This window comes from Brucella pseudogrignonensis (assembly GCF_032190615.1).
GTDB lineage: Bacteria > Pseudomonadota > Alphaproteobacteria > Rhizobiales > Rhizobiaceae > Brucella > Brucella pseudogrignonensis_B.
The window spans coordinates 86,070-107,380 of sequence record NZ_JAVLAT010000003.1 but is presented as its reverse complement, the minus strand read 5'-3'; the positions used below and the strand labels follow the sequence as shown (position 1 = coordinate 107,380).

Genomic DNA, 21,311 nt, shown 5'->3' with positions numbered 1-21,311 from the left:
TCTTTGATCTTAATCAAACTCCGACAGCACTGAATCGCATAATTCTCTGATATGTTAAACAGGAGCTGAGTAATGATGAAGATTCCACCAGCTGTGGCTGCTCCTGCCCGGCTTGTTCCGCCATTTCTGCTGACCCCGCTTGTTTCGCGCGTTTTTCTTCAGGTTATCCGCGCACATCCGGGCCTGTTTGAGCGTCTTGGCGATTACGTCAACAAGCGATTTGGTTTCAGCCCCTCCGACCTGCCATTTGTGTTTGTAGTCGAGCCTGCACGGCCCGCAATCACTGTAATGCGCAAAGATGCGGCTGTAGAGACCGATGCGGCGATTGATGGTCCGCTCGTCATGCTGCTGGCATTGCTTGAAGGAAAGCTTGATGGTGATGCGCTGTTCTTCTCGCGTGACATCACAGTGACCGGCGACATGGAGGCGATGCTCGCTCTGCGCAATGCGCTGGACGATTGCAATGTCGATCTTCCCGCCGATCTTGGGAAAGCAGCAGGCCCGTTTGCCCCAATCATTCAGAATATTGCGGGCTATGTTCGCGACAAGGCATTGCATGTCAAAGGGTCGGATCAGGGAGAACGCACATGGAACTGATCTGCCCGGCAGGTACACCGGCCGCATTGCGTGAAGCTGTTCAGGCAGGTGCCGATGCGGTCTATTGCGGATTTCGTGACGAAACCAATGCGCGCAATTTTCCAGGACTGAATTTCAGCCGCAATGAACTGCGCGATGCGATAATCTTCGCACATTCGCACCGTACGCAGGTCTTTGTTGCGATCAACACCTTCATGCGTGCGGGCGACGAACATATCTGGTATTCCGCTGTCGATGACGCCGCAGCTCTTGGGGCGGATGCGGTAATTCTAGCCGATTTCGGCCTGATGGCTTACACGGCGGAAAAACATCCGCAGCAGCGTTTGCATGTTTCGGTGCAGGCTTCGGCTTCCAACGCCGATGCAGTGCGTTTTCTGATCGATGCTTTCAAAGCAAAACGCGTTGTACTGCCGCGTGTTCTGACCATTCCTGACATTGCAAAACTTGGTAAAAAAATCGCCTGCGAGATGGAGGTCTTCGTCTTTGGCGGCCTTTGCGTGATGGCAGAGGGACGCTGCTCGCTTTCCTCATATGCCACCGGCAAGTCACCCAATATGAATGGCGTCTGCTCTCCGGCAAGCCATGTTCGTTACCGCAATGATGGTTCTGAACTTGTATCGGAGCTGGGCGATTACACGATCAACCGGTTTCCGGCGGGAGAAGCTGCGGGCTATCCGACGCTGTGCAAAGGCCGTTTTAATATTGGCGACGAAGAAGGCTACGCCTTTGAAGATCCGGTTTCGCTTGATGTGATGAACCATATTGATGAGTTGCGCGCTGCAGGCGTTTCGGCCCTGAAAATCGAAGGCCGTCAGCGCGGTAAAGCCTATGTTGCGGAAGTTGTTTCGACTTTGCGTCAGACATTATCGGCAGGGCCGGAACGACGCGCCGCCCTTTTGTCGCGATTGCGTACATTGAGTGAAGGTCAGCAGACCACCTCAGGCGCTTATGAGAAACGCTGGAGATAATCATGTCAGCTCAACGCTCCACGCCCAGCCTTAGCCTGGGTCCTATTCTCTTTTTATGGGACGGACCAAAATGGCGAGATTTCTATTTTCGCATCGCTGATGAATCTCCCGTCAAACATGTAACGGTTGGGGAAATCGTCTGCTCTAAACGTTTTCACTTCATTAATCATTTTATGGAGGAAGTGGTTGAGCGATTACAAAATGCTGGTAAGAGCGTGAGCATTGGTTCGCTTGCGTTGGTCATGCTGGAACGCGAAGCAAAACATGTGCGCCAGACGGCAGAGGATTCACCCTTTCCGGTTGAGGCCAATGATCTTTCAGCGCTTGGATTGCTTGCAGGCAAACCGCATATCGTCGGCCCATTGGTTAATGTGTATAATTCCGCAACGGCAAAAGTTCTAGCAGCGCATGGCGCAACATCCATTTGCCTTCCGCCAGAACTGCCTCTGAATTCCATTCGTGAAATTATCAAAGGTGCGCCGGAAATAGCCTTTGAGGTGTTCGCTTTTGGACGCATTCCGCTGGCGATCTCGGCACGTTGCGCCCATGCCCGCTCCAAAGGCCACATCAAAGACAATTGCCAGTTTGTCTGTGGTGAAGAGCCAGACGGATTGCCCGTTAAAACCCTCGACAGTCAGCCATTTCTGGCGCTCAACGGTGTGCAGACGCTCTCTCACACCTGCCAGTCACTTATTGAAGATATTCCCGATCTTGTACAGGCAGGCGTTCAGCGTTTCAGGCTATCGCCGCAGGATTGCGACATGGTTTCCATCGCAAGAATTCATGAAGATGCCCTGCATGGTCGAATCGATACTGAGGAAGCGCTGGCGAGATTGCAGCAGATTTATCCGGCGGCGCCGCTTTCCAACGGCTTTTTGCATGGTGGCATCGGTGCAGCATATGTCAGTCGTCAGAAGACTGCATCAGTCATGCATGGCTAAGACTCTAAAAGCAAAAAGACCGTGCTTTCGTTTAAAAGAACGGTCTTTTATCATTTAAAATTTGCATCAAACTCAGGCGCTTAAACTTCACCTTCCGCAAGTTTCCTGATGCCCTGCGTATCGATCACCGTCAGCTTCTGACGCCCGCCGAGCACAAACCCTTTTGTTTCCCATCCACTCAAAATCCGCGATACGGTATGGAGCGTAGTTCCCGTCATCTCGGCAATATCCTGCCTTGTGATCGGAAAATCGATGCGAATACCGCCGTCTTCTTTCTTGCCAGCCTTCTGGGCCAGACGCAACACAACATGGGCGACGCGGCGCTCGACTTCTTCCGTTGACATTTCTCGGATGCGCGTATGCGCTTCCTCAAGACGCGTGCCAATTGTTTGAATGGCATTCATCGCAAGACCGGGATTCTGCTCGACGAAATAATCCCACAGTTCGGTGGGCCAACCGAGCACAATACTTTCTGTGACTGCCATGGCAGTGCCGGGATAGTCGTTGCGCTGAAGAGCTTTGGCAAAGCCGAAAAGATCACCCGGATGCACCATGCGAACGATAATCTGCTGCCCGTCAGAAGTGACCTGATTAACCTTGAGACGTCCATAGAGCAGCAGATAAAACGTTACCGCTTCATCACCTTGTTCAAAAATGGATTCACCCTGCGGAATACGTCGCGACGAAGCATAGGAGACAAGCTTATCCAGCTCATTGTCCCCCATTTTGGCGAATAATGATAATTTCCTGACAAGACCGCGATCAATCGTGGCCATTCGAATACCCCTACTCTGAATCCCTATTCCTACTTAGCATAATTAAGCAGGAAAAGCATGCGTTTAGGGGCAAAAACTTGTGGCGATTCATCAATTAAGGTTACACCGAAAGGGCTCTTAACCGCTTGAGCACAGGGGCATACCAGCGCCCGTCGCGGACAAGGCGAAATCCGAGATTATCAGGCGGCAAACCAACACTGCACCCCCCGGATTTTGGGTTACGGATAAACGAACTCATCGCTGCACGATGCTTGCCATTCACCACATAGACACCGCAAACCACGTTTTCGCTTGCTATCTTGCCATATGCATCAAGATTGACACGACGGTGACAAGTCGTGGTCCATTCCCACACATTGCCACCAATATCGGCTATACCAAGCTCGTTTTCACCAAAGCTGCCCACCGGACGGACCGCCGGATCGCGATCCTTTTTGCTTTCGCTCTGCTTTTCATAATCGCGCAACCAGCGCAGCGCTGGATTAACACTGCCATTGTCATCACCGCCTAGAGCATCATCGGCAAAACGCGACCCCGCAGCGAAAACCCATTGCTCGTCGGTCGGCAAATGCCACACTTCGCCCGTTCTGTCCGAAAGCCAGCGCGCGTAAGCCTCTGCATCATCATAGCTGATGCCAACAACCGGATGGGTCGATTGTGCAGTGTTTGCAGCCTTAGACTGCGTATCAGCGGCAATACATGCGCCATCGCTTACGCACTTGGCATAGTCTGCAACCGTAACCTGATATTTCATAATCTCGAATGCCCGGCCAAGCCTGCGTGTCGTCAACGGTGCATCGGTCGGATAATTGTTCTTCTGAAAATCGCCATCCGCGCGATAGGTCATGCTTCGTGCAGTAACCGTCACGGTTTGCGGGCGATTAATCTCGGATGCCTCAGCTTTAGCCCCGATCTGACCCGCCGCATCGACCACGAAGAGCGCGCTAGCGACAGCAAGAAGGCCAGCCGGAACAGCGACGCCAAGATCGCGCAGCTTTTTCTTTGCATTCTGTTTCATGATGTTCACACGATCAGTTACAGGATCAGTCGTCCGGGAGACGAGCCTCCAGTGCTCTCATGTCCCCCGAACTATTGGCTGTCATGTCAGGCTTACATGCCCGATGGTGCCAGTATTGACGTCATCAGATCGTCGTTCCATTCGCCCGTTACTTTGAAGTGAGCAGCAGCGCCCAGCTCAAAAGCCTCGATCAGGTTATGGTTCACATAGGCGTAAATGCCCGGTTGCTGGAAGGTATAGAAGGCTGCTGCCGCTGCACCACCTGGGATAAACCATGTTTCCTGATCAACATCCGGTGGCGTGTTAAACTTGCCGGTTGCCCAGACATAGTCCCCATGTCCACCAATCAGGTGCGCACGCGTATCGCGGTTAGCCTGCGAATGGACGATCAGAACCTTTTCACCAACCTTTGCTGTCATGGCCTTATCGCCTGTCAGCGCACCGACACCGCCATTAAAGACGACATGGGTTGGAGTAAGAGTACGCATGACCTTGACAACATCTTCATAAGAATCGCCGGGCGCGTCATACTTCTTGTAATTGCCTTCTTCGTCGCGCGGAACATAGAAGTCCTGTTCGCCAACATAATAGACCTTGTCATAAGTCAGCGGATTGCCCTTGCCATCGTTTAGGCCTTCGCGTGGCAGCACCATGATTGCACCATTCATGCCCGATGTGACATGCCATGGAACCATTCCGGGAGGTGCGCAGTGGTAAACAAACACACCAGGCTTGGTTGCCTTAAACCGCAGAACCGTCTTTTCACCCGGGTTGATCTCTGTGAGCCCCCCACCACCCAACGCGCCGGTTGCCGCATGGAAATCAATATTGTGCATCAGTGTATTTGTTTCAGGATTGATGAGCGTCAGTTCAACATAGTCGTCCTGATGCACCACCATAAGCGGCCCCGGCACGGTGCCGTTAAATGTCATCGCATGAACTTCGGTCCCAGCATCATCGAGGATCATCTTTTTTTCCTCGATCACCATGGTGAATTCAACCACCTTGGGACCGCCGTTTGCAACCTGACTATGCGCATGCACGAAAGGAGGCTTAACCAGCTCGACCTTCTCTCTTGGCAGCGCTGCAATTTCTGCGGCACTTGCCTTTTTCAAGGTTCCTGTAGCCCAGGCTGAGCTTGTCGCCAAAACTGGTGCCAGTGCGCCTGCAAGGGCTGCTCCTGCCAAAATTGTACGACGATTAATATTGATGTGATCACCCATCGATTCTCTCCTTCCGATAGGACCGAGCGCTCTGTTTGCTCTGTCACTATAGTTATAGGCCGATACCGCTGAGGCTCATTGTTTATGATCAACATCCGTTGATTATTTCAATAATAATTACCATTATAAATCAAATACTTAAAATAAAAAGCCAACGCATTAACTTCGCCATTTGCGCCAGAACAAGTAAGGAAAGCAAAAACAACAATTAAGCACCCTGATTACGTTCACATGATATGCTTAGTCTAGTTTAGAACAGTTCTTTACTGACAATTCCTTTCGTCTCCAAAACGATAAAAGCAGCCCTGAAAGGAGCTGCTTTTGTGAATTTAGGCGCTGAGATAGGCATCAGAAATCTGGCACCGCAAAACGGGCGCGTGCTTCGGGGATGGCCATATCTGGCGACCATGCCGGTTCATAGATCAGTTCAACGTCTGCATGAGAAACACCCGCCACCTCTTCAACGCAAGTCTGTACGGCTTGCGTCAGAAATCCAGCCGCAGGACAGCCTCGCGTTGTTGTCGTCATTTTGACCGACACATCACCATTCGCATGCGCAGTGATCATATAGATCATGCCAAGATCAACGAGATTAATGCCGAGTTCAGGGTCCATCACAATGCGCAATGCATTGCGTACATCATCTTCCAGCCGGTGGAGTTGTTCACTTTGCATCATCGTTCCTCACGCTGTTCCGACGTGCACCATAATGCGATAAGCCTGACCTGTTTCGTCGAAATTCCCCACCCATTGGTGGCCGCGCTTTTCAAGTTCAGGAAACAGAAACAACGGCTCGCGATGCAAAAGTGCAAAAAGCACCTCGCCTGTCTGCATATTCTCGACTTCCGCAAGAATGCTGACCATCGGCTGTGGCGGATCCATATCCGAGCAATCAAGATATTGCGAAGGCTCCGGCCAGTCATCAGGCGAACCAGCATTATCGGAAATCTGCACAACTGGCGTGTCTTGTCCGATGGGTGCAAACAAAACCTGCCAATCGCCATCGCCAATTGCTTCCGCTTTGGCAGAGAACCCCTTGCGTTCCATGACTGCAAAGAGTGGTACCGGCTTAAATGGAGCAATTAAAATAAGGCTTTGTCCGGCAGCCAGTCCTTCGACAGCGCCCATAATTGCCTGAAACGGCTCGACGCCAGCTTTCAGGAGTGGGCGCACATCAAGCTCATGTGGAATCAATTCGTAGACTGACACTGTCATTTTCTCCCCCTCGAAACTGGCCCGCCAGCGTAAATCAGATGTGGCATCGTGATAACGTTTGGAAGCTTCATGGCTTCCGGCACATCCATCAGTCGCCGTGCGCGAATGAAATGAGATGACAAAGCGAGAATTGCAACAAGATTAAGTCCACATCCCACCCTGAATGCGAGCGTTTGCCCGACGATGAGCGCGATAATGGCAATGGCAACGCCTGTATAATACACCCAGAACCAACGCTTTGCCCGGCTTTCAACCACAATGTCCTGCACGCGCGGCGTCAGAATTTTCCCCATCACCGGACCATAGCATTCAAGCCATGTCAGGAACGGGACGATCTTGTATAGCTGTGCCAAACTTAGGCCGGTTAGCCAGCCAAATGTATAAAGATAGACCAGCGCTGCAACAACCCCATCCGTGGTGCCGACCCAAGGCAGAGCAATTGCGACGGGCAGCGAAAGCAACATGGCGGCAAAGGCCGGAACAGATGCAGCACTATTCAACTCAATATTTTTACGTTTTCTCTGGCCATAAATCGAATGCACATCATGGACGTAAAGTCCGATACTGGTAACGCCCAGTGCCAGCGCCACCATGAGAGCAATATCAATTCGATCATAGCCCCATGTTGTGAAAACCGTCACGAAAGCCAGTAAAGCAAGAGCGGCAACACCTGCTGCCAGGACCAGTTGCGTCGTCCGTTTTGCAGGCTCCGGCGCAAGCATAAACATGCTTAAAAGACGATAACTGACACCCATCGCTGTAAAGGTCATCCAACCGCCAAGCCCCAAAATGACATGGGTCGAAAGGCCTGACGAAACGATTTCCATCAAAAAAATCTGCTCAAGCATGCTCGACAACATGAGTGTGAAGAGGCTTCCCAGAACAACCACAACCAGCAAGCACACAAGACCGACGACGACAAAACGTGCTGGCAGCGTTAGAGGCCTTGCGATCCAGATTGTCTTACCAAGCATTATGATAATGATTGCAAAGCCTACTATTAGAAACAGCGCTGAGAGAGGCATCAGCCATAACGGAAGATCGACAATGCCTGCGAGAACCGCGAAGCTGGCGATTAGTCCGCAAAGGCCGGTCAGCAAAAACAGCAATGCCGGAAGCTCCGCACCGCTCAGTTGCAAAGGCTTTGCGACCAGCACAGGCACGAACTGCAACAATGCCCCGCACATCAACAATGAAAGCCAGCCAATCGCGATAATATGCACCACGATGAGTGTTTCCGGTGCCCGTAAATCATCAAACGGATAGCCGAAACCTCCCGCCATGAGTGCCATTCCTACACTCAAGAAAAACAGCGAGGCAGCGACATATGAGAGTGTCCATCGGGAAAGCGCGGCACCGAACATGGCAGGCCTTCATCAAAAAGCGGGATTAATGGTTACCACAAGTACATTCGTGGCCATCGGCATGATCATGGGAATGGTTCTTTGGGCGACCAATTTCTACGCGCCACACCGGACCGTTTTCCTTATATTCCCACGAGAAGACACCCGGATCACGGTTTTCAAGCTGATGGCGCAGCGGAACCGGATCATGATCGTTGACGATCTGCAACGTTTGGCCCGACTCCAGATCATCAATCATCGCGAAAATGGTCGCGTGACGAGAGATAGGCGGAATGGTGCGTACATCGATAATATTGATCGTGGAAACAGGTTCGCTTGTCATCAGGGTCATCCATGGCCGTCGGCTATCGAAAGATGATGATGACAGCCCCGCATCATCATGAAACCAATTCTAAACTGGATGATGCGGGGGCGATTTGTTTCATCTCAAACAAGATAAAAAATAAGACTATTGGAACTCTAGCCCGCAAGCATGCGGTAAATTGCAGGAAGAGCTGCCGGAAGCTTGGACAATTTTGCAATCAGAGAATAGCCGCCATGCCCAAAAAGTGCGGGCAGATAAGCATTGGCTTCGCGATCCACAGTCACGGCAAAGACATTAATCCCTTGGGTCCGCGCTTCACTGACCGCCCTCCGTGTATCCTCCAAAGCAAAGCGACCCTCATAATGATCAACATCGTTGGGCTTGCCATCGGTCAACAAAAGCAACAGCTTCTTACGATTATGCTGTTCGCTGAGCTTGGCAGTTGCGTGGCGCATCGCAGCACCCATACGCGTATAGAAGCCGGGTTTTAGCGCCGCAATCCGGTGTTCAACCGTCTTGCTAAATGGCTCATCGAAATCCTTCACCGTTTCAACCCGCACCCATGCGCGACGACGCGAGGTAAATGTCAGGATCGAACAGCGGTCGCCACAAGCGGCAATGCCGTTGGCCAGCACGAGCAGCGCTTCTTTCTCCACATCCAGCACTCGCCGGTTATCAACCCATGCATCGGTTGATAGCGAAACATCTACAAGAATAGTCACCGCCAGATCGTTCGCCTGCGGACGGCTCATCAGATGCACGCGCTCGCTGCCCTGCCCGCCTGCCGCAAAATCACAGCGCGAGCGGACAACCGCGTCAAGATCAAGATCGTTGCCGTCGAGCTGCGCACGCATCATCTCACGACCGGGTCGCAAAATCTCAAACTGACGCCGCACTTTTCGCACTAGACTTCGCGCCTCATCATCGAGTTCGAGTGCCTCATCGCGGTCCTGCACTGGTGCTGCCAATACACTGCAATGATCCTGAAGATAGGTTGCCTTGCGATAATCCCATTCAGGATAGGTAAGTTTTGCGTTCAGCAAACTATGATCCACCGCCTCCGGCGGCAGATCAAGATCAAACCGAAAGCGCGCTGCGGGTTTGCCCTTACGTTCGCCCAGTGTCAGATCATCAAGTTCATCAGCGGATTTTGCACTCTGCTCGTCGCTGTCATCCGAAGGCCTATCGACGCGGACCATTTCAGCCATCGCCAAAATTTTCTCAAACCGATTGAGAATGAAAGGACTTCGATCCGTTTGACGACTATCCTGCTTTTCACGCTGTGCAATCTGCCGCCCTGTCTCAACACCTTGCGCGTTGGAATTGCGCACGGGCTCGTCTGCATCTGAACGTGATGCGGTTTCGTCACGTCGGATCAGACCCGGCCAGAGCGGCACTGGCAGGATCGGCAAATAGCCCGCTGGTGCACGATGCGGAACAATCGCCGCAAAGCTGAAATCCGGCAGCCCTGCCCCTTCTTTTAGCAATGACAGAACGCGCTGTTCAACAAGCAGTTCAAGCTGGTTTAGCGGCCGCTTTGGTCGTGCGGCAAGCACGGCATCGCAAAGCCGCGCATACCGATCCTGTAATCCAGGAAATAACATGCAGGTTTTAAGCGTCGTCTCTGTCGCTATATCAAGCGATGCCAGATCGCGGCGTAACGGATCATCTGGTATTGCAGTCAAATCCATCGGCATGACCGCCATGTAACCTGCCAGCCAAACATATAGATCGTAATTGAGCCTTTGATCAGGAAACAGCGCTATTTCAGGCGGCAACATCAGCGTTGCTTCATCACGCAAAGGATGGTTGAGTTTCTCCTCACCCAAAGCCATGCGCTGTCGCAATCCTAGCCTATGCCCGGAAGTTCGCGCCCGCGCAGGCGCAATCTGAACAGCAATATCGCCGCCAAAACCACGGAAGCAAATCGCAAGTCTTTGGCGAATATCAGCAAGCTTTACCGCCTGATCAGGATATTGCGGCCATGACCCGGTTTTGCCGATAAGGCGATGCCAAGCCCGACCAACGGTTTCCTCAAGCTCCAGAAAATCCAGCATAATATGCCCGCCTATTTCAGCATTGCATCAGCAATTTCCAGAAGAGCTGCCTTCACATCCGGCTCGTCGGTGAGCGGTTCGATCATGGCCGCACGCGCTGCTTCTCGTTGTGACATCCCCGCATCGATCAGTGAAGCGCAATAAACCAGCAGACGCGTTGAAACGCCTTCTTCGAGATCATGTCCTTTCAGACCGCGCAGACGATGGGCAAGAGCAACAAGCGGCGCGACGGACTTCGCATCAAGGCCGCTTTCTTCGCTCACCACTGCAATTTCCTGCTCTTTCGGCAGGAAGTCGAATTCAATGGCCACAAAACGCTGACGCGTGCTTGGCTTGAGTGATTTGAGCAAGTTCTGGTAGCCGGGATTATAAGAAACAACGAGCATGAAGCGGTCCGGTGCTTCAAGCAGTTCGCCGGTGCGTTCCAGCGGCAGAACACGGCGGTCGTCGGTCAACGGATGCAGAACCACAGCAACATCTTTGCGTGCCTCGACAATCTCATCGAGATAGCAAATGCCGCCCTCGCGTACTGTCCGTGTCAATGGTCCATCCACCCAATGGGTGTCGCCGCCTTTCAGCAGATAACGTCCCGTAAGATCGGCCGCCGCCAGATCGTCATGGCAGGAAACCGTTGAAAGTGGCAGGCCAAGCTTTGCCGCCATGTGGCTGACAAAACGGGTTTTGCCGCAACCTGTCGGGCCTTTTAAAAGCAGCGGCAGCTTTCGCTTCCACGCCATTTCAAACAAGGCGCATTCATTGCCAGACGGGCTATAAGCGGGAATGGAAGCGTCAATTGTTTCAACGCTTTTCAAAACGGAATTAATTGTGCTGGTCATGGCCGTCTTCCTATTTGTTAAATGAAGAAGCCCCGCCGGACGACGGGACTTTTAGCATTGATTATTCAGCAGGCTGTACGAAACCAGTTACGTTTTCGCGGCGTTCCTTGCCCGGAACCAACACGGCCCAGATGAACATGAAGACCGAAATCACCACGACAACGCCAGAACCAAGTCGCATCCAGTAGAAGATCGCGAGTTGATCCTGCACAACCATGAAATTTTCGCCCAGCACGCGTTGCAGATGGGTCTGCACCACGCCGGCAAATGTGAGCGCAAAGGTCATGACCGACATCGCTGTACACATGGCCCAGAAGCTCACCATCGAGAGCATCTGATTATAAGGCGCACGTCCACGAATTTCCGGGATCGCATAGGCCATAACTGCAAGGTTGAGCATCACATAGGCACCGAAGAAAGCGAGGTGGCCGTGTGCTGCGGTGAGCTGTGTGCCGTGCGTGTAATAGTTGACCGAGGACAGTGTATGCATGAAGCCCCATACGCCTGCACCGAAGAATGCCATCACCGAACAACCGATCGACCACAGAAGTGCCGCACGGTTTGGATGTTTGCGACCGGCTTTCCACGTCATCACGAAGGTGAAGATTACCATGGTGAAGAAAGGGGCGACTTCCAGCGTCGAGAACAAAGAACCAATCCACTGCCAATAGCCCGGTGCGCCAATCCAGTAATAGTGGTGGCCAGTACCAAGAATGCCGGAAAACAGGGCCAAACCGACAATGACATAGAGCCACTTTTCAACAACTTCGCGGTCGATACCATTGAGCTTAATCATCAGGAAGGCGAGGATCGAAGCCATGATCAATTCCCACACGCCTTCAACCCAAAGATGGATCACATACCACCAGTAAAGCTTGTCGATGGCGAGATTGACCGGATTATAGAAGGCGAAGAGGAAGAACAGCGACAGACCCCAAAGACCAAACAGCAGAATATTGGTGACTGTCGTTTTGCGGCCTTTCAAGGCGGTCAGAGTGATGTTGAACATAAACATCAGACAGACGACAAGAATACCAACTTTGATGATAAAGGGCTGTTCAAGAAACTCACGGCCCTCGTGGATTTTAAACAGATAACCCACAACCGCGACACCGGCTGCCACAAAGAACATCCAGAACTGGATGACGGCAAGCTTTGTGCTGTAAAGCTCAGTTTCTGTTTCTTCCGGCAAAAGATAATAGGTCGAACCCATAAACCCCATCAGCAGCCAGACGATCAGCGCATTGGTATGGATCATGCGCACAATATTGAACGGCAGAAGCTCGGAGAGCGTGTTAGGGAGCACATAGATCAAACCGGCGACAACGCCGAACGCGACCTGCGCAACAAACAGGGCGAGTGCTCCATAAAAATAGAGCATCGCAACCTTTTGGCTTTCATATTTCATATCATAAAACTCCGTTCATCCGCGCCTCAGCCTGCGTCATTCGGTGGCCAGTTCTGCGTCTTGATGCGGCTTGTCCATTCAAGGAAATCAGCCAGATCGTTGAGTTCCTGCTCAGTGAGGTTGAACTGCGGCATCTGGCGGCGTCCCTCGATGCCGGTCGGCTGCGCTTGCATCCACGCTTTCATAGTGTCGCGTGCGCCCTCAGGATCGTCTTCCCCGCCATAGCGTTTCCAGACATTGCCAAGCTCAGGGGCGAAGTAAGCGCCCTCACCCAGCAGCGTGTGACAATTGATGCAGGAATTCTTTTCCCAGACGTGCTTGCCCCGTATGACCCCTTCAGTCAGTGTAGATTCATCCGTGGATGTTGTTTTCATGTAGTAATGGCTGTGCGCCGTCAGTCCCACGAAGATCGCGAAAAAGAAAATGGAACCGCCATAGAAGACGTTTCGGGCGCCGGTCTTGGTTAGGCGTTCTGCCATCCCCTTCGTCCTTTCATTGGCCTAAGGCATAGCCTCGGCATTCAGAGCCGTTTCGCTCTGAATATTTATTTTAACGCGCATCTTTTTCCGAAAACCGTTTCACACTTTTCGGGATGCGCTCTAATCCCCATCAATGGTTTGGCTGGTGAATCCCCTCTCCAGCATCGCGGGACAGCACTGTTCTATCGGGAGGTGAAAAGCCGTCTTTGCGATTTGGCAAAGACCACAACAGTTGCTTAAAGGAAGAGCCGCACTGCGACAGAACGCGCGAGTGCAAGCATTAGCAGAATTGCTGCCCAAGCCAGTAAAGCAGGTTTCAAAGCGCCTCTGGTACCGCGCATTTCCATGAAATCAAGCACGACGAACCAGCCTTTTGCAAAAGCAAGAACCAGCACAACGACGATTGCTGCAAGCACACCGTGACTGAAACTCGCAACCAGCGCGCCACTCAGGGCAAGTGCCAGCAAAATGATGATCGTGCGGTTAAGCGAAGTGTGTTTGTGGATTATCACTTTATTGCCTCATGCAAGATAGAGAACCGGGAACATCACCAGCCAGACGAGATCAATCGCGTGCCAGAGCGTGGTAATGAGCAGGACATTGGATGGAGACGGTCGCCATGCGACAAGCGCCAGAATGACGGAACCGAACAACACATGCATGAGGTGAAAGCCGGTCAGCAGAAAATAAAGTTCAAAGAAAGAACCGGCGGCTTCATCACCCGCGAACCCAATTTCATGCGAATATTCGACGAGCTTCACAGCCACGAAAACAACGCCGAAACATGCGGCGTATAAAAGCGGACGCCGGACCCTGTCAGTATCATGACGCCTGCGAACAGCAATCGCTGCCTGCCAGCCACTCATCAGCAAAACGACCGTATTGGTCGCTGCCAACCCGGGACTGAGATGTGAGCGCAATTGCGCAACACCTTCAATGTTGATGATCGACATCACCATGAACGCAATCAGTAAAATTGCAAAAGTGATGAGCTCACTCCAGACGAGTATCCAAAGGAGGAAATTATCCTGCCCTACATCATCTGAAATCTTTGCCGCAAAGGACGCTTCTTCTATTCTAAGCATGGCCATGCCTAGCGCGCAGCGCACACGCCTTCTTTGCGTTTTGGCAAAGAAAAATCGGCACTGCGGATGCATTGTGCGTTTTCAAAACAAAGGAATGTTTCAATGACAGAAGCACAGTTTGGGCTGTTGATAGCAACGCCCGTCATCATAGGCTTTTCGCTGGTGCTTTACCAGATGGGTGCTTTGCAGGGGGCTGGCACACTCTCAGCCGTTGCAGCGTCCATTGTCATCGCCGTCATTCTTTTTCTGGGCCAGTGATCATGGAGAAAACCTCTCAACTCCACGCGTCCGATGTGAGTCATCTTGAAGCGCATCATGGCGATGCGCTTAATCTGTGCCTGCAATTGGAAGAAACAGCGGAAGAGCTGGAAAGCAATTGCTCACCGCAAGATTATTTAAGGCTGGCGGCTTTCATTCCACAGCTTGTCGGCGAGACCCATGCGCTGGAAGAAAAAGTGCTTTTCCCTGATTTTAGTCAGCAAGCTAATTCTCATTTTGCGGGCGTTATCATCGAACGTCTGAAGGCCGAGCACCGCTGTGATCGGCTGGCGGCTGATGAACTTGCACAGACTCTGACAGCGATTGCAGAAGGCAAAAGCACGCGCGCTCCTGAGACAGTGTCGTATATGATCCGTGGATTTCTTGAGAGCCTTCGCCGTCACATTCTGTCGGAAAAGCTGATGATTGAAGCGCTGCTCGCAGCCAAATCCGAACAACGCGAAGTATTTGGCTGATATTGATTATCAGCCAAGCTGGTTATCACCGCTTTGCAACACGCGTATTGCGGGCCAATAGCTCTTGAGCCACAGCAGAAATGCAGCCGCCCATAAAACTGCTGTCGGCGCATAAGGTGAACCCGGCAACTCCGGCATAAAGCTCATATCCGGCAAAACACGGAAAAAATCAGCTGCAGTCAGAAGGAAAATCGCAAGCTTGGCCGCGCGTGGCAGACCAAGCGTCTGATGCGTATGCAGCAGACCCGCGATACAGAAGACCGCAAGAACACCAAGCCCCAGACCACCCATCAGCGCCACATGCAGGCCTGCAAGTTCGGGAACAGGTGCGCCAAGCTTCGCAGCTCCACTCAGTAACAAGCCAATACCTGCCAAAGCGGAAGAACCAGCAAGTGCTACGATTTCAGCACGCAAGGCCTCTTTGCCGATAAAGGCTTCGCCCACACGGTCGATAAAAGCAGCACCCGCTGCAATCAGCAGATAGCCGCATGTTTCAGGTGAAAAGCCAAACAGATCGACCACGACTGCAACCACGATCAGTCCCGGTGCCAGATTAAGTCTGCCGGGATGCGGGCGAAAGGGGGCAATGCTACGCGTTGGATCCAGCACCAGATTGGTAATCGGCACCGTAATGCGTGCCAGCGCAATGCCAAGAAGCCCGAGAAACACCAGTCCGGCGATGCGCAGCATCTGGCCTGCCAGTTCAATATTCTCGACAAGGAAACCGTATCGCACCAGCGCCTCGCAAAACGTCAGCGCTACGATCCAGCCGATGAACGCCAGCAGCCGGTCAGTGCGCCGCACAATGATGAGCTTGAGCATGTAGGCAATAAGAAAGCCAAGCCATGCAAGGTCGCATAATGCACCAATAAGCCCAAGGCTGTCAGCCCCCAGAAAACCAACCAAACGCCCCGTCAACCAGAGGGCTGCGAGCACGAGAAGCGGCCTGCCCTGCAAGCGTTTCGTGTCGGTCCATTCAGGAACTGCCGTGGTAATAAAGCCCATGAGTGCAGCGCCAAAGGCGCCGAAAATCATCTCATGTGCATGCCAAAGCGCTGGCGGCGTGGAACGCACAAGCGGCAGATCAAGGCCAAAAACCAGTACCCATTGAAATGGCCAGAGTGCTGCGTAAAGTGCTGCAAGCGGGAAAAAAAGTCGGAAGCCTTCATCCGTCAATATGTCTATTAATGGCTGTGCTGGCCGCTCTGTGATGGCAGTCATGGCCGCCTCCGCTCATCAACATCGTCAATATGACGGAAAATCGGATCGTGTTTGAGAAAATCCTGCACAGTCGCAAACACGTCTTCGTCCGAACGCTGGCCCGGCAACAGCCGTAGCCTACGCTCGCCCGCAATACCGCTGCCATCGCTGTTGAGCACGACAATCCGGTGCGCAATACGAGCTGCTTCCATGAGATCATGGGTTACGAATATCGCGGCAAAGCGAGTCGTCCGCCCCGCATCGATGATAATATCCTGCATTCGGCGTTTGAGTGCGACATCGAGCGCGGTAAACGGCTCGTCGCAGAACAGGAAATCCGGCTCAATGACCAGCGCACGGGCAATGGCGACACGCTGCTGCATCCCGCCCGATAGTTCGGACGGATATTTATCAAGATCAGTAAGCTCAAAAGCCACGCGGTTTGCCGCACGCTTCACTGCCTCATCACGATCACGCCGCTTCATGCCTGCGATACGCAGCGGATAGGCAATATTGTCATTCGCCGTTGCCCATGGCAGCAGGCGCGGCTCCTGAAAGATTATGCCGTGCCGGCTATAGTGGCGTCTGATCCGCCCATAGCGCTGATCGACAATACCAGCCGCAATATGGATAAGCGTACTTTTACCGCAGCCTGACGGTCCGACCAGCGCGACTATCTCAGCCGCTTCTAAATCGAGACTGATATGATCGAGCACGGTGCGCCCGAAATATGCATGTCCGATACGATCAAGTTCCAGCACTGTCATCACAACCACCTCAACGCTTGACGCCCCATGGCTGCGCAGCAATACGCCAGCGTTCAAATTCGGCACGAACTGGATGGATCAACCCGTATTCAATCACGATCAGCGCCGTTACAGCGATCAGTACCCAGGCAAGCGAACCGGCAATATCGAGATTGGCACGATTGCGCGCCAGTTCACCGCCAATGCCGCCGACATTGGCGAGCAGTTCTGCCATGACCGCCACCTTGAAGGCCGAGCCGAGGGATACGGCGAGCGCAGGAAACAGATAGGCCGAAACATGGCGCAAACTAAGTGTCGTCAGCCGCTTTAAGCCGCTTGCACCAAAGGCACGCGCCATATCGTCAAGCTTACGATCACGCGTTATGATGCCTTCGGCAACGGAAACAAAAATGAGCGGCGATGAGGATACGAGAATGGTCATGGCAACAGTTCCGTCCGTTGAGCCAAACCAGATCATGGCAAGCACGATCCACGCTATAGGCGGAACCCCGAGCAACACGGTGACGAGCGGCTTTGCCAGCCGCAGAACTGCCGGAAAATAACCGGCAGCCAGACCAAGACTGGCACCAAAAACCGATGCGAAAGCAAAGCCTTTCAGCGCGCGACGTGTCGTGAGGAAGGTGAGTTCCCATGCATGATGATCGCCCAGCAATGCGATTGCAGCGTGAAACGTTGCTAAAGGTGATGGCAGGATAAAATCGCCATAGGTCTCATGACCGACCTGCCAGAGTGCTGCCAGCAACATTAATGCTGCAAGGCCCGACCATGCGGACCAGAGAAAGCGTCCTGTCCTCCCTACCCTGTCAGCCCAGCTCGTCATACTATTTCCAGTTAAAGGTAGAAGCCGTCATCCGGCAATTTACCGGCGATGATAGCAGGATCATTCGATGCAAGGGTTTCAAGCATCGTTTCAATTGCAGGCCGTGCCTTGCTGGCGCGCGTCGCCGTAAGGCGCGACGTTGCGATGGATGCAGCGAGAACCGGTTCGGGGAAATCAAGCGATTGCGCTGCAATGCCCGCAGCCTTTGCAGGCTCAGCATTCACGCGCTGCGCAGCCGCTTCCAGAGCACTCTGCAAACGATCCGCTAAGTCGGGATGCTCTGTCAGGAGCTTATCCGTCAGCACCAATCCTGCTTGCGGCAGAATTGGTGCTTTCCCCGTCACCTCGCCCCAGAGCTTTTGTACGTCGATGGTGCGACTGATATTTTTGCCTGCGGCTTTACCAAGCATAGTGGCAGCAGAAACGGCGGGCTCAGGCGCTAGAACTGCATCGACCTTACCTGTCAGCAGCATCTGCATTGCCTCAACCGGCGACGACGTGTTCTCAAGAGAAACATCTGTCTCCGGTGACAATCCGTAATGAGCAAGCAAGCGCTTTAGAACAAGGTCAGGCATATCATTTCTGAATGGCACAGCCAGCCGTTTGCTCTTGAGCGCAGGAATAGTGTTGAGCGCTGCATCGTCTGAAACAATATAGATCAAACCATCAGTCATCGTGTTGAGAAGCTTGAGCTTCATCCCGCGATTATAGAGATTTGCCGCGACCTGAACCGGCCGAACCACCGCCGACATTGTGCCAGAAGTGAGGCCTGCGCGCATTTCATCAGGGCTGCGCCAGACTTTGAAACTGGTCTTGTTAGCAAGGCCATTGAGTTCGCCTGATGCCAGCGCCTCAGCCAGAATGATCGATGGCCCGGCCGGTGGGCCATAGATCACCAGCTCTTCCAGTGTATCGGCGTGCGCTGCGCCGAAGCCGCCCATAAGCTGTGAAATCAGCAAGCCTGTCGGAATGGCAGCAAGACTGGTCAGCAGAGCACGTCTGTTCAAGGGCGCGGTCATGACAGCCCTTAGCGTTTCACTCATTGTCCACTCCAATGGGTTCAGATTTTTCCCATCATTATAACTGTGGTTGGCGCCCCTCTTTGATTTGGATCAAAGAAGAGAAATTCCCTCATGTTTATTTGCCGCCTATCATTAGGAGCGCGGGGCGCTCGCAATTGCAGGGGAATATTCATGCGGATTGAACAGGGCACCTCAAAGCCAGGAGGCTTTCACCAACGGCGTATGCTGCAACTTCTGACATCGACCGGATTAATACTGTTCGGTGCATGCGGCTTTGCTCTGGCGCAATCAGCATTACCCGGATCATCAATTGTGCTTGATCCGATCATCATCGGTGCCGACGATAACGCAGCCTTGAAAAAGCGCTTCGATGCAATGCCGGGCGGTGTTGCACTTGTCGAACAAAGTGATCGGGTCGTGACCGCAAACGAGACCGTATCGCGTGCATTGCGTTCTGTTCCGGGTGTGGTTGTGCAGAACTTCTTTGGTGGCAACGACCAGCCGCGCATTCAGATCCGTGGTTCCGGCCTGCAACAAAATCCGGTCGAGCGTGGCATTCTAATGCTTCAGGACGGTTTGCCGCTTAATCGTGCAGACGGCACTTACGCGGTCGGATTTGCAAACCCCAGCCTTGCGGAAACGATAGAAGTCTATCGCGGCTATATGGCCAATCGGCTTGGCGCGACTGTACTGGGTGGCGCACTCAATTTCGTATCGCCCACAGGCGCGCAATATCAGGGCATGCAGGGAACCGTCAGCGGCGGCTCATTTGGACAGGTCGGCGTTTCCGGCAAAGCAGGCTTTCAGACCGGCACGATGGATGGGCTGTTTCAGGCCGATTACACACGTCGCGACGGTTTTCGTGATTATAACCAATCCGAACGCGTGAGCGTTGGCGGCAATGTCGGCTTTGAGGTGAACGATAATATCAAGACCCGCTTCTTCTGGGGCTATACCGATCTTGGCTTTGATGTGTCCGGGCCTCTCACCAAAAGCCAACTCGAATCCGATCCACGTCAGGTTCACACCGGTCCGACAGTCATACCGGGCGGCGCGATCAATGCCGGCCCAAATGTTCTGCGTGACAGGCCACGGCGCGATGCAAAACAACTCCTGATCGGTTCACGCACCACAGCCGAATTCGACGCGCATCTTTTTGATTTCGCGATGGGTTACACCTATACGGACGACACATTCCGCTTCCCGATTTCCGCGGAGATCCGCGAAACCAAGGGTGGCGATTTCACCGGTGTTGTTCGTTACGCATATAGACACGACGATGCAGCGCCCCTGCCTCTTTTTGAAACGACTGCGCAATATTCCATCGGTTCCATAGACCGCAATTATTACATCAATCAATCCGGCACACAGGGCGCGCAGTTTGGTGAAAACGATCTCGATGCCAGCACACTCTCGCTTCATGCTGGCTTCAACGTTCCGCTCAACGATACAATTACCGTCTTTCCAGCACTGTCCTACGCCTACGCAACGCGCAAGAATGACGACACTTACAGCCTTTCAACACGGCCAACCATTGCCTACAATCCCGCCAATCCAACGCTACGTTTGCCCAACGGTGCAGTTCCAACAAACAATAACAGCTACGACCGCAATTATCAGGGCTGGAGCCCAAGCCTTGGCGTGAGCTACAAGCCTGATGACGCCAACACATTCTTTGCCGCCGTCAGCCGCAGCTTTGAACCGCCAACACATGACGATCTTCTGGCAACCATCAATGGTACGCCCAACAGCAGTGCCGGACGGCCAAACCCCGGAGCACCGTTTGCGGTAGCCGATGCTTTCCGCGCACCCGATCTTGATGCACAGACCGCAACAACGATCGAAGCAGGCTGGCGCTCCGAAATGGGGCTGTTTGCATGGGATGTGACGAGCTATTATTCATGGGTCAACAATGAGTTGTTGAGCTCGCGCGACGTTACAGGCGCCTCACTGGGCGCGATCAATGCCGACGATACACGACATTTTGGTATCGAGCTTGGACTGGCAGCACAGATCACTGATCGAATTTCCGGTCGGGTCGTTTATACCTATCAGGACTTCCGCTTCCATGATGATCCGCTTCGCGGTGACAACCGGCTTGCCGGTGCCCCTCGCCAGATCATCAACACGGTGCTCAATTACGAAGTTAACGACCGCTGGACTTTGCAGGGTGCCGTTCAATGGGTGCCTGAAAAAACGTCCGTCGATAATATGAACACGCTCTATTCCGATCCCTATGCCGTGGTTGATCTGCGTACAGAGGTGAAAATCAGCGATAACCTTCTGTTCTTCGGCGAAGTCACCAATGTCTTTGACGAAAAATATGCAAGCTCAACGCTGATTGTTGATCAGGCTCGGCCCGATCAGGCTGCGTTTCTGCCCGGCGATGGACGCGGGTTCTTTGTGGGCCTTAAAGCTAAATACTAATCGAATGAATGCGCCCTTTTGCAACTAACTACATGCAAGAGGGCGCATAATACTATTTATTTAACACCTC

23 protein-coding genes are annotated in these 21,311 nt (G+C 52.8%); 6 read left to right on the top strand and 17 right to left on the bottom strand.

What is annotated here, in order from left to right:
- The first annotated feature begins 72 nt into the window (after nucleotides 1-72).
- From RI570_RS18365 to RI570_RS18355, 3 genes are read left to right on the top strand one after another with little or no spacing between them, the layout of a single operon-like run.
- Nucleotides 73-597, top strand: coding sequence for an SCP2 domain-containing protein (locus tag RI570_RS18365; protein WP_313830178.1), 525 nt, complete (start codon nucleotides 73-75; stop codon nucleotides 595-597).
- Nucleotides 588-1,565: a peptidase U32 family protein gene (locus RI570_RS18360; RefSeq protein WP_313830176.1), complete on the top strand. Its 978-nt coding sequence runs from the start codon at nucleotides 588-590 to the stop codon at nucleotides 1,563-1,565. The genes RI570_RS18365 and RI570_RS18360 overlap by 10 nt, the downstream gene beginning before the upstream one ends.
- A 2-nt stretch (nucleotides 1,566-1,567) precedes the next feature.
- Nucleotides 1,568-2,506, top strand: a complete 939-nt coding sequence (locus RI570_RS18355; protein WP_313830175.1) for a U32 family peptidase — start codon at nucleotides 1,568-1,570, stop codon at nucleotides 2,504-2,506.
- An 80-nt stretch (nucleotides 2,507-2,586) separates the two neighbouring features.
- Here RI570_RS18355 and RI570_RS18350 read toward each other — a convergent pair whose 3' ends face one another.
- The 13 genes from RI570_RS18350 to RI570_RS18290 all read right to left on the bottom strand — a co-directional run bounded on the left by RI570_RS18350 (nucleotide 2,587) and on the right by RI570_RS18290 (nucleotide 14,271).
- Nucleotides 2,587-3,282 (bottom strand): Crp/Fnr family transcriptional regulator, encoded by a 696-nt coding sequence (locus RI570_RS18350; RefSeq protein WP_313830174.1) that lies wholly within the window; start codon nucleotides 3,280-3,282, stop codon nucleotides 2,587-2,589.
- 100 nt (nucleotides 3,283-3,382) lie between these two features.
- Nucleotides 3,383-4,303 (bottom strand): SUMF1/EgtB/PvdO family nonheme iron enzyme, encoded by a 921-nt coding sequence (locus RI570_RS18345; protein ID WP_409558713.1) that lies wholly within the window; start codon nucleotides 4,301-4,303, stop codon nucleotides 3,383-3,385.
- Between the two features lie 89 nt (nucleotides 4,304-4,392).
- Nucleotides 4,393-5,523 carry a copper-containing nitrite reductase gene (gene nirK, locus RI570_RS18340; RefSeq protein ID WP_313830172.1) on the bottom strand — a complete coding sequence of 377 codons (1,131 nt, stop codon included), beginning with the start codon at nucleotides 5,521-5,523 and terminating at the stop codon, nucleotides 4,393-4,395.
- Nucleotides 5,524-5,871: 348 nt separating this feature from the next.
- The gene (locus RI570_RS18335) at nucleotides 5,872-6,198 is read right to left on the bottom strand and encodes a metal-sulfur cluster assembly factor (protein ID WP_313830667.1); all 327 of its coding nucleotides are present in this window, start codon (nucleotides 6,196-6,198) and stop codon (nucleotides 5,872-5,874) included.
- A 9-nt stretch (nucleotides 6,199-6,207) separates the two neighbouring features.
- Entirely contained in the window at nucleotides 6,208-6,732 is a 525-nt protein-coding gene (locus tag RI570_RS18330; RefSeq protein ID WP_313830666.1) for a DUF2249 domain-containing protein, read from the bottom strand.
- A 2-nt stretch (nucleotides 6,733-6,734) separates the two neighbouring features.
- Complete coding sequence (locus RI570_RS18325) at nucleotides 6,735-8,102, bottom strand: hypothetical protein (protein WP_313830171.1); 1,368 nt, start codon at nucleotides 8,100-8,102, stop codon at nucleotides 6,735-6,737.
- Between the two features lie 25 nt (nucleotides 8,103-8,127).
- On the bottom strand, nucleotides 8,128-8,424 hold the full coding sequence (locus tag RI570_RS18320) for a DUF2249 domain-containing protein (protein WP_313830170.1): 297 nt from the start codon (nucleotides 8,422-8,424) through the stop codon (nucleotides 8,128-8,130).
- A gap of 137 nt (nucleotides 8,425-8,561) precedes the next feature.
- On the bottom strand, nucleotides 8,562-10,463 hold the full coding sequence (locus RI570_RS18315) for a nitric oxide reductase activation protein NorD (RefSeq protein WP_313830169.1): 1,902 nt from the start codon (nucleotides 10,461-10,463) through the stop codon (nucleotides 8,562-8,564).
- 11 nt (nucleotides 10,464-10,474) lie between these two features.
- Nucleotides 10,475-11,287, bottom strand: a complete 813-nt coding sequence (locus RI570_RS18310) for a CbbQ/NirQ/NorQ/GpvN family protein (RefSeq protein WP_273729153.1) — start codon at nucleotides 11,285-11,287, stop codon at nucleotides 10,475-10,477.
- 73 nt (nucleotides 11,288-11,360) lie between these two features.
- A complete protein-coding gene (locus tag RI570_RS18305; RefSeq protein ID WP_250040509.1) occupies nucleotides 11,361-12,707 on the bottom strand; it encodes a cbb3-type cytochrome c oxidase subunit I in 1,347 nt (448 codons plus the stop codon).
- 26 nt (nucleotides 12,708-12,733) lie between these two features.
- Nucleotides 12,734-13,186, bottom strand: a complete 453-nt coding sequence (locus tag RI570_RS18300; RefSeq protein ID WP_273729140.1) for a c-type cytochrome — start codon at nucleotides 13,184-13,186, stop codon at nucleotides 12,734-12,736.
- Between the two features lie 236 nt (nucleotides 13,187-13,422).
- Nucleotides 13,423-13,698: a cytochrome C oxidase subunit IV family protein gene (locus RI570_RS18295; protein ID WP_409558705.1), complete on the bottom strand. Its 276-nt coding sequence runs from the start codon at nucleotides 13,696-13,698 to the stop codon at nucleotides 13,423-13,425.
- A gap of 9 nt (nucleotides 13,699-13,707) precedes the next feature.
- The gene (locus RI570_RS18290; RefSeq protein WP_313830168.1) at nucleotides 13,708-14,271 is read right to left on the bottom strand and encodes a cytochrome c oxidase subunit 3; all 564 of its coding nucleotides are present in this window, start codon (nucleotides 14,269-14,271) and stop codon (nucleotides 13,708-13,710) included.
- A 102-nt stretch (nucleotides 14,272-14,373) separates the two neighbouring features.
- Here RI570_RS18290 and RI570_RS18285 point away from each other — a divergent pair, with 102 nt between their 5' ends.
- Together RI570_RS18285 and RI570_RS18280 are read left to right on the top strand one after the other, a co-directional pair.
- Nucleotides 14,374-14,529: a hypothetical protein gene (locus RI570_RS18285; RefSeq protein WP_313830167.1), complete on the top strand. Its 156-nt coding sequence runs from the start codon at nucleotides 14,374-14,376 to the stop codon at nucleotides 14,527-14,529.
- 2 nt (nucleotides 14,530-14,531) lie between these two features.
- Nucleotides 14,532-15,005 (top strand): hemerythrin domain-containing protein, encoded by a 474-nt coding sequence (locus RI570_RS18280; RefSeq protein ID WP_313830166.1) that lies wholly within the window; start codon nucleotides 14,532-14,534, stop codon nucleotides 15,003-15,005.
- 9 nt (nucleotides 15,006-15,014) lie between these two features.
- Here the strand turns inward: RI570_RS18280 and RI570_RS18275 are convergent, their stop codons facing one another.
- From RI570_RS18275 to RI570_RS18260, 4 genes are read right to left on the bottom strand one after another with little or no spacing between them, the layout of a single operon-like run.
- On the bottom strand, nucleotides 15,015-16,226 hold the full coding sequence (locus tag RI570_RS18275) for an NnrS family protein (RefSeq protein ID WP_313830165.1): 1,212 nt from the start codon (nucleotides 16,224-16,226) through the stop codon (nucleotides 15,015-15,017).
- Entirely contained in the window at nucleotides 16,223-16,972 is a 750-nt protein-coding gene (locus RI570_RS18270; protein ID WP_313830164.1) for an ATP-binding cassette domain-containing protein, read from the bottom strand. Before RI570_RS18270 ends, RI570_RS18275 begins: the two co-directional genes overlap by 4 nt.
- A 10-nt stretch (nucleotides 16,973-16,982) precedes the next feature.
- Nucleotides 16,983-17,792, bottom strand: coding sequence for an ABC transporter permease (locus tag RI570_RS18265; RefSeq protein ID WP_313830163.1), 810 nt, complete (start codon nucleotides 17,790-17,792; stop codon nucleotides 16,983-16,985).
- A gap of 11 nt (nucleotides 17,793-17,803) precedes the next feature.
- Nucleotides 17,804-18,835 carry an ABC transporter substrate-binding protein gene (locus RI570_RS18260; RefSeq protein WP_313830162.1) on the bottom strand — a complete coding sequence of 344 codons (1,032 nt, stop codon included), beginning with the start codon at nucleotides 18,833-18,835 and terminating at the stop codon, nucleotides 17,804-17,806.
- Between the two features lie 150 nt (nucleotides 18,836-18,985).
- On the opposite strand from RI570_RS18260, the gene RI570_RS18255 reads away from it, so the two are divergent.
- The gene (locus RI570_RS18255) at nucleotides 18,986-21,241 is read left to right on the top strand and encodes a TonB-dependent receptor (protein ID WP_313830161.1); all 2,256 of its coding nucleotides are present in this window, start codon (nucleotides 18,986-18,988) and stop codon (nucleotides 21,239-21,241) included.
- Nucleotides 21,242-21,311 lie beyond the last annotated feature (70 nt).

Bases quoted from the DNA above. Each gene is read 5' to 3' on its own strand.
- RI570_RS18290 (WP_313830168.1), bottom strand. From the start codon at position 14,271: ATGCTTAGAATAGAAGAAGCGTCCTTTGCGGCAAAGATTTCAGATGAT.
- RI570_RS18300 (WP_273729140.1), bottom strand. From the start codon at position 13,186: ATGGCAGAACGCCTAACCAAGACCGGCGCCCGAAACGTCTTCTATGGC.
- RI570_RS18325 (WP_313830171.1), bottom strand. From the start codon at position 8,102: ATGTTCGGTGCCGCGCTTTCCCGATGGACACTCTCATATGTCGCTGCC.
- RI570_RS18335 (WP_313830667.1), bottom strand. From the start codon at position 6,198: ATGCAAAGTGAACAACTCCACCGGCTGGAAGATGATGTACGCAATGCA.
- RI570_RS18265 (WP_313830163.1), bottom strand. From the start codon at position 17,792: ATGACGAGCTGGGCTGACAGGGTAGGGAGGACAGGACGCTTTCTCTGG.
- RI570_RS18355 (WP_313830175.1), top strand. From the start codon at position 1,568: ATGTCAGCTCAACGCTCCACGCCCAGCCTTAGCCTGGGTCCTATTCTC.
- RI570_RS18270 (WP_313830164.1), bottom strand. From the start codon at position 16,972: ATGACAGTGCTGGAACTTGATCGTATCGGACATGCATATTTCGGGCGC.
- RI570_RS18275 (WP_313830165.1), bottom strand. From the start codon at position 16,226: ATGACTGCCATCACAGAGCGGCCAGCACAGCCATTAATAGACATATTG.
- RI570_RS18350 (WP_313830174.1), bottom strand. From the start codon at position 3,282: ATGGCCACGATTGATCGCGGTCTTGTCAGGAAATTATCATTATTCGCC.
- RI570_RS18260 (WP_313830162.1), bottom strand. From the start codon at position 18,835: ATGAGTGAAACGCTAAGGGCTGTCATGACCGCGCCCTTGAACAGACGT.
- RI570_RS18305 (WP_250040509.1), bottom strand. From the start codon at position 12,707: ATGAAATATGAAAGCCAAAAGGTTGCGATGCTCTATTTTTATGGAGCA.
- RI570_RS18360 (WP_313830176.1), top strand. From the start codon at position 588: ATGGAACTGATCTGCCCGGCAGGTACACCGGCCGCATTGCGTGAAGCT.
- RI570_RS18255 (WP_313830161.1), top strand. From the start codon at position 18,986: ATGCGGATTGAACAGGGCACCTCAAAGCCAGGAGGCTTTCACCAACGG.
- nirK (WP_313830172.1), bottom strand. From the start codon at position 5,523: ATGGGTGATCACATCAATATTAATCGTCGTACAATTTTGGCAGGAGCA.
- RI570_RS18315 (WP_313830169.1), bottom strand. From the start codon at position 10,463: ATGCTGGATTTTCTGGAGCTTGAGGAAACCGTTGGTCGGGCTTGGCAT.
- RI570_RS18365 (WP_313830178.1), top strand. From the start codon at position 73: ATGATGAAGATTCCACCAGCTGTGGCTGCTCCTGCCCGGCTTGTTCCG.
- RI570_RS18285 (WP_313830167.1), top strand. From the start codon at position 14,374: ATGACAGAAGCACAGTTTGGGCTGTTGATAGCAACGCCCGTCATCATA.
- RI570_RS18280 (WP_313830166.1), top strand. From the start codon at position 14,532: ATGGAGAAAACCTCTCAACTCCACGCGTCCGATGTGAGTCATCTTGAA.
- RI570_RS18320 (WP_313830170.1), bottom strand. From the start codon at position 8,424: ATGACAAGCGAACCTGTTTCCACGATCAATATTATCGATGTACGCACC.